Genomic DNA, 12,876 nt, shown 5'->3' with positions numbered 1-12,876 from the left:
GGTCAGTCCGCCAGGAGCTGTTCCTTCAGCTCGCGCAGGTCCTGGTGGGTCAGGCCGAGGCCGTCGTGCAGGTAGGCGTCGAAGCCGCCGAAGTCCTTGGCGACCTCGTCGAAGCCGGCGTTGAGGTACTCGGGGCGGACCTCCAGCAGGGGCTTGTAGACGGGCTGGTAGGCCGCGGGGAGCTGGGCCAGGGTGGCGGCGTTGACCTGCGCCCGGTAGGTGTTGCTGGCCAGGTAGTCGGACATCACGGTGTCGCGCGGCACGCCGAGGGCGGTGAGCAGCACGGCGCTGGCCCAGCCGGTGCGGTCCTTGCCGGCGGTGCAGTGGTAGAGGACGGTGCCGCCGTCGCCGCGCGCGGCCAGGGAGTCGAGCACGGCCTGGTAGGCCGACTTGGCGGAGGGGGCGGCGACCATGGTCCGCTCGGCGTCCTCCATGGCCTGGACGGCGGCGGCCGGGGTGGTGACGTCGAACGCGCCGGTGCCGGCGACGCCGAGCACGTTCTCGCTGTGCTCGGTGGCGCCGGCCGGCAGCTTGTCGGGAGCGGCCTGCTGCTCGGCGGGGGTGCGCAGGTCGTAGACCTGGGCGATGCCGAGGCGCTGGAGCTTGGCCAGGTCGGCGGCGGAGAGCTTGCTGAGGTCACCGGAGCGGTAGACCTCGCCCATCCGGACCCAGCGGCCGTCGGTGGTGCGGTAGCCGCCGGCGTCACGGAAGTTGGGGGCGGAGGCAAGGTGCAGGTCGCGGTCGGCGATGGTCAGCGGGTCGCCGTGGTCGGGGACCAGCTCGAAGTACCAGCGGTCGGCGGCGGGGAGGGTGACGGTGACCGTGGTGGAGCCGGCGGCGCGGGCGACCGGCTTGCGCTGGGCGATCCGGTCGCGGTCCTGGCCGGCGTAGACGGTGACGTGGTGGACGCCGGGGGCGGTCCAGGTCAGGGCGAACGAGCCGTCGGCTTGCTGGGTGGCGGTGGCCGCGGTGAACGGGATGCCGCCGTGGTGGTGGCCCTGGGCGAGGGCGGGGGAGGCGGTGCCGAGGACGAGGGTGCCGGTCAGCGCGGCAGCGGCGGCGAGCAGTCGGGGGGAAGTCAGCATGCCGGGAGGCTAGGTGTGCCAAGGTGGCACGCCGTGACACTTTGATGGCCGGATGGCAACAGTTTGTTGAAGATGCGGAGGTGGTCAGTCCAGCAGGTCGAGCAGCCGGGTGACCGCGGCGGCCGGGTGGCGCGGATGGCGCAGCTCGGTGCGGTGCAGCAGGCGCGGCTCGCCGACCGGCACGGCGGCCAGCGCGGGGGCGGCGCACCGGCGGGGGAGCACCGCGAGGCCGTGGCCGGCCGCGACCAGCGCGGTGAGCGCGTGCGGATCGGTGCCCCGGTAGGCCAGGTGCGGGTGGAACCCGTCGGTGCGGGCGGCGGCCCGCAGGGCGGCCAGCGGGACGGCCGCCTCCGGCGCGTCCAGCCAGCGCGCGTCGGCCAGGTCGGCGAGCCGCAGCGCCGCGCGGTGGGCCAGCGGGTGGCCGGGCGGCAGCACCAGCACCAGCGGCTCCTCGGACACCGCCAGGGCGGCGGTCGGCGGCTGGTCGGCCTCGGGCAGCCGCAGCGGATCGGTGGGCGCCGCGATCCCGTCCACCAGCGCCAGGTCCAGCCCGTCGGTGGCGAGCGCGGCCAGCGCGGCGGCGGCGTCCGTGGTCTCGACGGTGACCCGCAGCAGCGGCTGCTCGACCCGCAGCCGGGCCAGCGCGGCGGCCAGCGCCCCGGAGTCGGCGAGCGGGGTGAGGCCGACCGCGAGCCGGGCGCTGGGCGCGGCGACCAGCCGGCGCAGCTCGGTGCGCACCGCCGCCAGCCGCAGCAGCAGCGGTTCGGCGTGCTCCAGCAGCCGGGTGCCCGCCTCGGTGGTGCCGACCGGGCGGCGGGTGAGCAGCGGCATGCCGAGGTCGGCCTCCAGCGCGGCGATCTGCTGGGAGACGGCGGACTGGGTGTAGCCGAGCTCCTGGGCGGCCGCCGAGAACGAGCCGGTCCGGGCGACGGCGGTGAAGGTGCGGAGCAGGTGCGGATCCATGGGGATAAGCATCGCTGATGTGGACTCAAGAGATCATCGTTGGCGCTGACCTCGCCCCGAGCGGCAGCATGGCGGCATGACCGAAACCCCCGTCGCGGCCCGGCTGGCCCTGGTCGGCGACCGCTCCGCCAACGTCCGTTCCCACACCAACATCCCCGGGCTGCTGGACCAGCTCGCCGAGCGCCACCGGCTGGCGATCGACGCCTACTGGATCCCCACCGAGGAGGGCGCCGAGGTCGCCGGCTTCGACGGCGTCTGGCTGCTGCCCGGCAGCCCCTACCGCAGCGAGCAGGGCGCGCTGGCGGCCGTGCGCACCGCCCGCGAGCAGGACATCCCGTTCCTCGGCACCTGCGCCGGCTTCCAGCACGCGATCCTGGAGTTCGCCCGCTCGGTCTGCGGGCTGGCCGACGCCGGGCACGCGGAGAACGACCCGGACACCGAGCGGGCCGTGATCGTGCCGCTCAGCTGCTCGCTGGTCGGCCACGAGGGCGCGGTGCTGGCGGAGCCCGACACGCTGGCCGGGCGGCTGTTGGCGGCCCGCCGCACCGTCGAGCGCTACCACTGCAACTACGGCGCCGCGCCCGCCCACCTGCCCGAACTCGCCGCCCGCGGAATGCGGTTCAGCGGCAGGGACGAGGCCGGCGAGCTGCGCGTGCTGGAGCTGGCGGAGCACCCGTTCTTCCTGGCCACGCTCTTCCAGCCGGAGCTGGCGGAGCGCACCGACGACGTGCACCCGCTGATCCGCGGCTTCGCCGAGGCCGTGGTGGCGCACGCCCGGGCCGGGAGCCTCACTGCCCCGGCGGGAGCGTCAGGTAGCTGACCACCGAGAGCGTGGCCAGCGCGGGGGCGAGCGCGCAGAGCACGGCGTGCCAGGCGCTGCGCCAGCGGGCGGCCGCCAGCCAGGCACCGGCCAGCAGCGGCAGCGTGCCGAGCAGGCACCAGAGCCCCACGGTCACGTGCAGGTCGGTGCCGGGGCAGCCGTCGGGGGCGCAGGAGTCGTAGGCGAAGCCGACGAACATGGTGATCAGGGTGCCGAGCGTGAGCGGCGGCATGGTGATCACGGTGCTGACGGTGGGGGCGACCCACCAGCGGGAGCGCGAGGTCATGCCCCGAGCCTGCCGCCGACGGGCCGTCAGCGGCACCGCCCGGGTACCCGGTTCGGCCTGAGTACCCGTACTCAGTCGCTCAGTCGCTCGGTCGCTCAGTCGGGCAGCACCGCGAGCCCCAGCTCCTGCCCGGCCGGCACCGGGGCGAAGTGCCGCGCCACCTCCGCCTCCCCGACCCCGGCCAGCTCGGCGGGGGACCAGCGCGGGTTGCGGTCCTTGTCCACCACCTGCGCCCGGATGCCCTCGATGAAGTCCGGATCCGCCAGCCCGGCCCAGGCGATCCGGAACTCCTGCTCCAGCGCGGCGGCCAGCGAGGGCAGTCGGCGGGCCCGGCGCAGCGCCGCCAGGGTGGTCTTCAGCGCGGTGGGCGACTTGGCCCGGATCTGCTCGGCGGCCTCCTTGGCGGCCGGCAGGTCGGCCGCGGTCAGCCGGTCGAGGATCTCCTCCACGCTGTCGGCCGCGTAGCAGTGGTCGATCCAGTCCCGCTCGGCGGCCAGCTCGGAGGGGCCGGCGGGCACGGTGAACTCCCGCACCGCGTCGAGGGGTTCCAGCTCGGCCAGGGCGGCGGTGAAGGCCGCCACCCGGTCGGTGGGCAGCAGGTGGTCGGCGAAGCCGCAGTGGATCGCGTCGGCGGCCGTCATCCGGCCGGCGGTCAGCGCCAGGTGGGTGCCCAGCTCGCCGGGGGCCCGGGCCAGCAGCCAACTGCCGCCCACGTCCGGCACGAAGCCGATCGCCGTCTCCGGCATGCCCACCTGGGCCCGCTCGGTGACCACCCGGACCGAGCCGTGCGCCGAGACGCCGACCCCGCCGCCCAGCACCAGGCCGTCCATCACGGCGACGTAGGGCTTGGGGTAACCGGCGATCCGGTGGTTCAGCAGGTACTCGTCGCGGAAGAAGGCCCGGGCCGCCGTGCCGTCCTGCTTGGCGCTGTCGTGGAAGAACCGGATGTCGCCGCCGGCGCACAGGCCCCGCTCGCCGGCGCCGGTGAGCACCACCGCGGCCACCGCCGGGTCCTCGGCCCAGGCGTCCAGCGCGGCGTGCAGGGCGAGCACCATCGGGTGGTCGAGCGCGTTGATCGCCCGGGGCCGGTCGAGCCGCAGCCGGCCCACCCGGCCGTCCCGCTCGGCCCGGACGTGGTCGGCGGGGGCGGGTTGCTGGGAGGTCATCGCGGGGTACTCCTTCTACCGGGGGTGCGGGCCGTGCCTGGCCCACCGTACGCGGGGCCGTCGCAGCCCCCGCGGAACGGGGTCAGCGCTACCGGAGCGCCCCCGTCGCACTCCGGCGTGCGCCCCTGGGCAACACACTCCCTGCCAACGCTCCTTTCGCACAACTAGGCTTTGCCTGGAACAGAGTTGACCATGTGTCACATCCGGATAAACTCGTCACACAACTGACGCTCCGTCATATGAGCCTCACCCGTTCGGGCGAAGCGGAGCCGGGACCCGACGCTCTACGACGCGCCGTCCGGAATGGCCACGCCGAAACGATTCCTGGGACAGACTTCAACCATGCTGGGGCTACCCGACCACATCCGCGCCTGTCTCTTCGACCTGGACGGTGTGCTGACGCAGACCGCCAAGGTCCACGCGGCCGCCTGGAAGGCGATGTTCGACGACTTCCTGCGGTCCGAGGCCGAGCGCACCGGCACCGAATTCGTGCCCTTCGACCAGACCACCGAGTACGACCGGTACGTGGACGGCCGCCCCCGGCTGGACGGCACCCGGACCTTCCTCGCCTCCCGGGGCATCGAACTGCCCGAGGGCGCCCCCGACGACGCCCCCGGCACCCGCAGCATCAACGGCCTGAGCACCACCAAGAACGAGCTGGTGCTCCGCCTGATCCGGGAGCAGGGCGTGCAGCCCTACCAGGGCTCGGTCGACTACCTGGACCGGCTGGCCGCGGCCGGCGTGCCGCGCGCCGTGGTCTCCTCCAGCGCCAACTGCCGGGACGTGCTCAAGGCCGCCGGCATCGACGGCTACTTCGACACCGTGATCGACGGCGTGGTGGCCACCCGCGAGGGCCTGCCCGGCAAGCCGGCCCCCGACACCTACCTGGCCGCCGCCCGCGAGCTCGGCGTCGAGCCCGGCGCGGCGGCCGTCTTCGAGGACGCGCTGGCCGGGGTCGCCTCCGGCCGGGCCGGCGGCTTCGGCTGCGTGGTCGGGGTCAACCGCACCGGCCAGGCCGAGGCGCTGCGCGAGAACGGCGCGGACCTCGTGGTCGACGACCTGAACGAACTCATCGAGGGGGCGGCGAAATGACCGCACAGGAGGGCTTCGCGGTCGATCCGTGGGGCATCACCGAGCACCGGCTCGACCTGCCGGGCCTGGCCCGCAGCGAATCCGTCTTCGCGCTCTCCAACGGCCACATCGGCCTGCGCGCCAACCTGGACGAGGGCGAGCCGCACGGCCTGCCCGGCACCTACCTGAACGGCGTCTTCGAGCTGCGCCCGCTGCCCTACCCGGAGGGCGGCTACGGCTACCCGGAGTCCGGGCAGAGCGTCATCAACGTCACCAACGGCAAGCTGGTCCGGCTGCTGGTCGACGACGAGCCGTTCGACCTGCGCTACGGCGAGCTGCGCGGCCACCGCCGCTGGCTGGACTTCCGCGAGGGCGTGCTGCGCCGCGAGGCCGAGTGGACCTCGCCGGCCGGTCGGACCGTGAAGGTCCGCTCGGCCCGGCTGGTCTCGCTCACCCAGCGGGCGATCGCCGCGGTGGACTACGAGGTCGAGGCGGTGGACGGCCCGGTCCGGATCGTCGTCCAGTCCGAGCTGGTGGCCAACGAGCAGCTGCCGGAGAGCTCGGAGGGCGACCCGCGGGCGGCCGCCGTGCTGGAGGCCCCGTTGGTCGCCGAGGCGCACCACGCGCACGGCACCAAGGCGACGCTGGTGCACCACACCCGCTACAGCAACCTGCGGCTCGCGGCCGGCATGGACCACGTGATCGAGGGCCCGGACGGGGTCAGCGTGACCAGCGAGGCCCGGCACGACCAGGCCCGGATCAGCGTCACCACGGTGCTGCAGCCCGGCGAGCGGCTGCGGCTGACCAAGATCATCGGCTACGGCTGGTCCGCCACCCGCTCGCTGCCGGCCGTCCGGGACCAGGTGGAGGCGGCGATCACCGCCGCCCGCTACTCCGGCTGGGACGGGCTGCTGACCGAGCAGAAGGCGTACCTGGAGGAGTTCTGGGCGACCAGCGACATCGAGATCGAGGGCGACGTCGAGCTCCAGCAGGCGGTCCGGTTCGCGCTCTTCCACGTCGTGCAGGCCTCCGCCCGCAGCGAGGAGCGGGCCATCCCGGCCAAGGGCCTGACCGGCCCGGGCTACGACGGGCACAGCTTCTGGGACACCGAGACCTTCGTGCTGCCGGTGCTCACCTACTGCCTGCCCGGCGCGGTCGCCCAGGCGCTGCGCTGGCGCTACTCCACGCTGCCGCTGGCCCGGGAGCGGGCCGCCCAGCTCGGGCTGGACGGCGCGGTCTTCCCCTGGCGCACCATCAGGGGCGAGGAGTGCTCGGGCTACTGGCCGGCCGGCACCGCGGCCTTCCACATCGGGGCGGACATCGCAGTGGCGGTGTCGCGCTACGTCCGGGCCACCGGGGACGTGGAGTTCGAGCGGCGCTACGGCCTGGAGCTGCTGGTCGAGACCGCCCGGATGTGGCGCTCGCTGGGCCACCACGACTCGGCCGGCCAGTTCCGGATCGAGGGCGTCACCGGGCCGGACGAGTACAGCGCGGTGGCCGACAACAACGTCTTCACCAACCTGATGGCGCAGACCAACCTGCGCGCCGCGGCCGACGCGGTGGGCCGCCACCAGCTGGAGGCCGACGCGCTCGGGGTGGACACCGAGGAGACCGCCGCCTGGCGGGACGCCGCCGCCGCGATGTACATCCCGTACGACGAGAAGCTCGGCGTGCACCCGCAGGCCGACGGCTTCACCAACCACCAGGTCTGGGACTTCGAGGGCACCCCGTCCGAGAAGTACCCGCTGCTGCTGCACTACCCGTACTTCGACCTGTACCGCAAGCAGGTGGTCAAGCAGGCCGACCTGGTGCTGGCGATGCAGGTCCGCGGCGACGCCTTCACCCCGGAGCAGAAGGCCCGCAACTTCGCCTACTACGAGCGCCTGACGGTGCGTGACTCCTCGCTGTCCGCCTGCACCCAGGCGGTGATGGCGGCGGAGGTGGGCCAGCTCGACCTGGCCTACGACTACACCGCCGAGGCCGCCCTGATGGACCTGCACGACCTGGGCGGCAACACCAAGGACGGCCTGCACATGGCCTCGCTGGCCGGTGCCTGCATCGCCCTGGTGGCCGGCTTCGGCGGCATGCGCGACCACGGCGAGGCGATCGGCTTCCGGCCCCGGCTGCCCGCCGGACTCACCCGGCTGGCCTTCTCGATGAAGATCCGTCAGCACCTGCTGCGGGTGGAGATCACCCACGAGGAGACCACCTACACGCTGCGCGAGGGCGACAAGATCCTGGTCGAGCACGAGCTGGAGCAGCTCTGGGTGGAGGTCGGCAGTCCGGTGAGCCGGGCCACCGTCACCCCGCCGGCCGGCGAGCGGCCGGTCCAGCCGGTCGGCCGCGAGCCCGCCCGCCGGGCCGCCCAGGCGGCCGCGATCGGCGGGTCGGCGATGGGGGAGCACCTGGCGGCCGAGTGAGCACGCGGCTTTTTGCCTCTGAGGCACATTTGTTGCCTGTCGGGCACGAGGGGTGTGCACTGGTGGCATGACCACCGAAGAGGAGCTGCCGGGGCTCGGCCCCCGGCTGCGGGAGCACCGGCAGAGCAGCCGGCTGACCCTGGAGGCGGCCGCCGCCCGGGCCGGCCTCTCGCCAGCCTATCTGTCGCGGCTGGAGACCGGCCGCCGGCAGCCCTCGCTGCCGGTGCTGCTCTCGCTGGCCCGGCTCTACGGCGCGACGGTGGCCGGGCTGCTCGGCGAGCAGCCCGGCGCCCCCGACCCGGTGATCCGCGGCGGGGAGATCGAGCCCAGCCGCACCGGCGGCTGGGGCTACCGCCGGGCCGGCGCGCCCGGCATGGCGATGCAGGCGCTGCGGGTGCAGATCCCGCCCGGCCTGCAGGACGCGGTGGTCCGGGTGCACGCCGGCGAGGAGTGGCTGCACGTGACCAAGGGGCGGCTGCGGCTGACCCTCGGTCAGGAGCACCACTTCCTCGAAGCCGGTGACAGCGCCCAGTTCGACTCGCTGACCCCGCACCAGTTCGCCGCGGAGTCGGCCGACGGGGTGGAGATGCTCTTCGTCCACACCCTGCTGCAGAGCCCGGCCAGTGACCTGTGCCTGCCGGCGCCCGCCGTCTCCCGCACCGCGCCCTGAGCGCTGCGGGCCCGGTGCTCAACACCCCCTCGTTCGACCCCCGTTCGACTGAAGGAGCCCGTGATGGCCGTTCAGCGCGTCCAGTACGCCCCCACCACCGACGGCGGCAAGCGGACCGACCGCCGGGTCGCCTTCCGGCTGTTCGTCTACATGGCCGCCGCCCACCTGTTCGGCGCCTTCCTCTTCCTGCTGTTCTGGCTCGGTGCGCACCGCTGAGCGGTTGATGCGCCATCTGGCGCGTTCACAGCAACGATCGGATCACAGGCGCGCTGAAACTGTGTCAGGGATCTTCCGGATGTGATCGAGTGCCGCCCGGCATCACCGGCCACATTCGACTGGGAGACTCCTTTGTCGGCACGACTCACAACCGGGCGCTGGCTCACGATCTGCGCCATCACCGCCACCATGACCCTGACCGTCGGCTCACCCGCCGGCGCGGCCCCGCTCCCGCACGCGGGCGGCACGGGCAGCACGGTGCGACCACTGGACAAGGGCGACGGGGGTGACGACGAGTCGGACTCCATCCAGGAGGGCGCCGACCAGCGCGCCGAGGCCCGCACCGCCCCCGGCGTGGTCGCCCCCGGCGCCTTCACCGCCGCCTGGGACGCGATGAAGGCACTGCCCGCCAGCGGCGGGGACTGGCGGCACACCACCGGGCTGGTCTACAACTCGGACGACCCGCGCTACCGCGACACCTCCTCCAACTCCTCGGCGGGCATGGGCGACGTGACCGGCCGGATGTCGGCCGTCGCCGCCGACGACCAGGGCCACGTCTACGCCGGCAGCGCGGGCGGCGGCGTCTGGCGTTCTTCCACCGGCGGCGGCCACTGGCAGCCGATCAGCGACCAGCTGCCCAGCCAGGCCACCGGCGCGCTGGCCCTGGACGCGCAGGGCCGGCTCTGGCTCGGCACCGGCGAGGCCAGCACCAACTCCGACGCCTACCTGGGCTCCGGGGTCTACGTGCTGGACCACCCGGCCAGCGGCAAGTTCTCCACCCGCTCCCGGGTCGGCGGCTCCGAGCTGGACAGCACCACCATCCACGAGCTGCGGTTCGGCGGGAACAAGGTGTGGGCCGCCACCAGCCACGGCGTGTGGAGCCACTCCACCACCGACCTGAGCGGCCCGTGGACCCTGGAGTTCGCGCCGAACCCGGACTACCTGCCCGGCGGCAAGCTGGCGAACGACCCGAGCGCGCCGTACAAGAACCTCGCCAACGACATCGCGATCGACGCCAACGACCCGTCCAAGGTGGTGCTGGCGATCGGCTGGCGCAGCGGCGACCCGACCAACGGCTTCTACAGCAAGGCCGCGGACGGCAGTTGGCAGCGGGCGAGCTCGCTCGGTGACCTGCCGACCGACGCGGCGAACGTCGGCGAGGTGACCTTCGCCCGCTCGGCCGACGGTTCCCGCTACTACGCCATCGACCAGTCCCCGGCGCTGCAGACCAGCAACCCGGCCAGCGCGCTGGACGGCATCTTCGTCTCCAAGTCGGGCTCCCCGCTGGGCCCGTGGACCCGGATCGCGGACGCCACCAAGCTCGGCAACTCCGGCTCGGCGCTGAACACCGCCAGCCAGCTGCCCGGCCAGCAGTCCTGGTACGACCAGTCGCTCCAGGTGGACCCGACCGACCCGAACCACGTCTGGGCCGGCCTGGAGGAGGTCTTCGAGACCAAGGACGGCGGCACCAGCTGGAGCACCCCGGGCCCGTACTGGAACTTCAACTTCCCCTGCTGGAGCATCGACCCGACCAAGCAGAGCGGCAGCTGCCCGCAGACCACCCACCCGGACCAGCACGCGCTCGCGGTGGGCAGCCTGAACGGCAAGCCCTACGTGGTGGCCGGCAACGACGGCGGCCTCTACTCCCGCCCGGTCAACGGCCAGGTCGACCCGCTCGGCCACGCCACCGACTGGAAGTCGCTGAACGACGGCACCATCGACACCCTGGAGTACTACTCGGTCGGGGTCGGCAAGGACCTGACCTACGGCGGCGTCTCGGTCACCGGCGGCATGCAGGACAACGGCCAGTCGATGCTGCGCGGCGGCCACGACAAGGTGATGGGCTCCAACTTCGGCGGCGACGGCGGCGGCACCCTCACCGACCCGGCCAACGGCTGCAACATCGCCCAGGAGTACGTCTACCTGGCCGTCAACGTGACCCAGAACTGCGCCGTCAACGACGGCAGCTACCTGACCGACCCGAGCAAGGCCACCAGCTTCTCGGTCGCCCCGCCCGACAACGCGGCCGGCCCGGACGGCGCCCGCTTCATCGCCCCGCTCGCCGCCGACCAGCAGAACAGCAACCTCTGGGTGGCCGGCGGCCGGCACGTCTGGGTGCAGACCCAGGGCTACGCGATCCGCAGTTCCACCGCCTGGCAGAGCGCCTTCGACCTCGGTGACGGCCACCTCGCCACCGCCGTCGCGGCCTCCGGCGGCAAGGTCTACGCGGCCTGGTGCGGCCCGTGCGACGTCAAGGGCTTCACCCGCGGCCTCGCGGTCGGCAACGCCGACGGCACCGGCTGGCAGCAGCTCACCCTGCCGGTGGACGGCACCGTGCCCAACCGCTACCTGGCCGGCCTGGCGGTCGACCCGAAGAACTCCAGCCACGTCTACCTCGCGGTGAACGGGTTCTCCCGGGCCTGGACCGGCGGCCCGGGCGCGGGCGTCGGCCACGTCTTCGAGTCCACCGACGCGGGCGCGCACTGGAGCGACATCTCCGCCAACCTGCCGGACGTGCCGGCCGACTCACTGGCCATCACCCCGAGCGGCGGCCTGGCGCTGGCCACCGACCTCGGCGTGGTCTACCGCCCGGCCGGCCAGACCGGCTGGGAGCGGGTCGGCCACCTGCCGGCCGTCGCGGTGGACGAGCTGCAGATCGGCGCCGACGGGCGGCTCTACGCGGCCACCCACGGGCGCGGCATCTGGTCCGTCGACCTGTGCGCACTGGACGGCAACGACCAGGGCGACCAGAACCAGCAGTGAACGAGCCGTCCCCCTGGCGGACGGCCGGCGGCGGCGCGGGCGTCACTTCCCGTGCCGCCGCACGGCGGTAGCGTGAGCCCGTGGCACACCTGAGCACCCTGGACTTCCTCACCCGGCTCGCCGTCGGCGTCGGCTGCGGCGCGCTGGTCGGCATCGAACGGCAGTGGCGGGCCCGGATGGCGGGCCTGCGCACCAACGCGCTGGTCGCGGCCGGCGCGACCCTGTTCGTGCTGTACAGCGAGGCGGTCTCGGACCCCGGCTCGGTCACCCGGGTCGCCTCCTACGTGGTCTCCGGCATCGGCTTCCTCGGCGGTGGCGTGATCCTGCGCGACGGGGCCAGCGTGCGCGGGCTGAACACCGCGGCCACCCTCTGGTGCTCGGCCGCGCTCGGGGTGCTGGCCGCCTCCGGCAACCTGAAGTTCGCGCTGCTCGGCACCGTCGCGGTGCTGCTGGTCCACCTGGTGCTGCGGCCGGCCGGGCGGCTGATCGACCGGGTGCCGCAGGACGACCCGGACATCGAGGGCGTGCGGGCCACCATCCACCTGCACTGCGACCGCAAGGCCGAGCCGCAGGTGCGGGTGCTGCTGCTGCAGGCGCTGGGCGCCAGCAACCTGACCCCGACCGGCCTGCGGGCCCGCCGGGAGGACGACCACACCACCCGGCTGCGCGCCACCATCGCCACCACCGGCGACCCGGCCCGCGCGCTGGAACAGGTGATCTCCCGGCTCTCGCTGGAACCCGGCATCCGCGACCTGCACTGGCACCTGGTCGAGGAACCCCAGGACGCGGGCGACGAGGAGGAGTGACGAGGAGGAGTGACGAGGCGGAGTGACGCCCCCTCGGCCGAGGGGATGTCACAGGGCGCGGGGCTGCCTCGTCCAAGGGTGTGCAAGCCACTGGACACCACCGAGGAGCACACCATGGAGCAGCGGCTCGACCTGTTCGCCCGGCTCGGCACCGACAAGACCCTGAAGCACTTCATGGCCGGCGCGATGGCCTTCAAGGAGTCCGCCGTCCCGCTCGCCACCCGCGAGCTGGTCTCGCTGCGGATCAGTCAGATCAACGGCTGCGCGGCCTGCATCGACATGCACGTCAAGGAGGCCGCGGCGGCCGGCGAGGCCGACCTGCGGCTGCACCTGGTGGCGGCCTGGCGGGAGGCCGGCGGCGTCTTCACCGAGGCCGAGCGGGCCGCGCTGGAGCTGGCCGAGCAGGGCACCCGGCTGGCCGACCCGGCCGGCGGCGTCACCGACGAGGCCTGGGCCGACGCAGCCAAGCACTACGACGAGGGGCAGCTCACCACCCTGGTGACGCTGATCGCCTTCATGAACCTGGCCAACCGGCTGAACGTGATCACCCGTCAGCCGGCCGGCACCTACCGGGCCGGACAGCTGGACTGAGACCGCGCGGGACGAAGGG

12 protein-coding genes are annotated in these 12,876 nt (G+C 73.7%); 8 read left to right on the top strand and 4 right to left on the bottom strand.

Going from position 1 to position 12,876, the window contains the following annotated elements:
- Positions 1-2 precede the first annotated feature (2 nt).
- Positions 3-1,085, bottom strand: coding sequence for a tyrosine-protein phosphatase (locus FHX73_RS11785; protein WP_246213472.1), 1,083 nt, complete (start codon positions 1,083-1,085; stop codon positions 3-5).
- Between the two features lie 84 nt (positions 1,086-1,169).
- On the bottom strand, positions 1,170-2,048 hold the full coding sequence (locus FHX73_RS11780) for a LysR family transcriptional regulator (protein ID WP_145904966.1): 879 nt from the start codon (positions 2,046-2,048) through the stop codon (positions 1,170-1,172).
- 76 nt (positions 2,049-2,124) lie between these two features.
- Here FHX73_RS11780 and FHX73_RS11775 point away from each other — a divergent pair, with 76 nt between their 5' ends.
- Positions 2,125-2,868, top strand: a complete 744-nt coding sequence (locus FHX73_RS11775) for a CTP synthase C-terminal region-related (seleno)protein (RefSeq protein WP_145904965.1) — start codon at positions 2,125-2,127, stop codon at positions 2,866-2,868.
- Here FHX73_RS11775 and FHX73_RS11770 read toward each other — a convergent pair.
- Positions 2,837-3,154 carry a hypothetical protein gene (locus FHX73_RS11770; RefSeq protein WP_145904964.1) on the bottom strand — a complete coding sequence of 106 codons (318 nt, stop codon included), beginning with the start codon at positions 3,152-3,154 and terminating at the stop codon, positions 2,837-2,839. The genes FHX73_RS11775 and FHX73_RS11770 overlap by 32 nt on opposite strands.
- A 95-nt stretch (positions 3,155-3,249) precedes the next feature.
- Positions 3,250-4,320, bottom strand: coding sequence for an enoyl-CoA hydratase/isomerase family protein (locus tag FHX73_RS11765; RefSeq protein ID WP_145904963.1), 1,071 nt, complete (start codon positions 4,318-4,320; stop codon positions 3,250-3,252).
- 342 nt (positions 4,321-4,662) lie between these two features.
- Between FHX73_RS11765 and FHX73_RS11760 the strand changes: the two genes are divergently transcribed.
- The 7 genes from FHX73_RS11760 (at position 4,663) to FHX73_RS11735 (ending at position 12,857) form a co-directional block, all read left to right on the top strand.
- Positions 4,663-5,412 (top strand): HAD family hydrolase, encoded by a 750-nt coding sequence (locus tag FHX73_RS11760; protein WP_170304892.1) that lies wholly within the window; start codon positions 4,663-4,665, stop codon positions 5,410-5,412.
- Positions 5,409-7,811 (top strand): glycoside hydrolase family 65 protein, encoded by a 2,403-nt coding sequence (locus tag FHX73_RS11755; protein WP_145904962.1) that lies wholly within the window; start codon positions 5,409-5,411, stop codon positions 7,809-7,811. The genes FHX73_RS11760 and FHX73_RS11755 overlap by 4 nt, the downstream gene beginning before the upstream one ends.
- Positions 7,812-7,878: 67 nt before the next feature.
- Positions 7,879-8,481 carry a helix-turn-helix domain-containing protein gene (locus FHX73_RS11750; RefSeq protein ID WP_145904961.1) on the top strand — a complete coding sequence of 201 codons (603 nt, stop codon included), beginning with the start codon at positions 7,879-7,881 and terminating at the stop codon, positions 8,479-8,481.
- A 63-nt stretch (positions 8,482-8,544) separates the two neighbouring features.
- Positions 8,545-8,697 (top strand): DUF6126 family protein, encoded by a 153-nt coding sequence (locus tag FHX73_RS44575; RefSeq protein ID WP_170304891.1) that lies wholly within the window; start codon positions 8,545-8,547, stop codon positions 8,695-8,697.
- Between the two features lie 189 nt (positions 8,698-8,886).
- Positions 8,887-11,460 (top strand): WD40/YVTN/BNR-like repeat-containing protein, encoded by a 2,574-nt coding sequence (locus tag FHX73_RS11745; RefSeq protein ID WP_145904960.1) that lies wholly within the window; start codon positions 8,887-8,889, stop codon positions 11,458-11,460.
- An 80-nt stretch (positions 11,461-11,540) separates the two neighbouring features.
- Positions 11,541-12,266, top strand: coding sequence for an MgtC/SapB family protein (locus tag FHX73_RS11740; protein WP_145904959.1), 726 nt, complete (start codon positions 11,541-11,543; stop codon positions 12,264-12,266).
- Between the two features lie 114 nt (positions 12,267-12,380).
- Positions 12,381-12,857: a carboxymuconolactone decarboxylase family protein gene (locus FHX73_RS11735; RefSeq protein WP_145908220.1), complete on the top strand. Its 477-nt coding sequence runs from the start codon at positions 12,381-12,383 to the stop codon at positions 12,855-12,857.
- The last annotated feature ends 19 nt before the right edge of the window (positions 12,858-12,876 follow it).

The sequence above is a fragment of the Kitasatospora viridis genome (assembly GCF_007829815.1).
Taxonomy (GTDB): Bacteria; Actinomycetota; Actinomycetes; order Streptomycetales; family Streptomycetaceae; genus Kitasatospora; species Kitasatospora viridis.
This window is presented reverse-complemented; position numbering and strand designations above follow the sequence as displayed.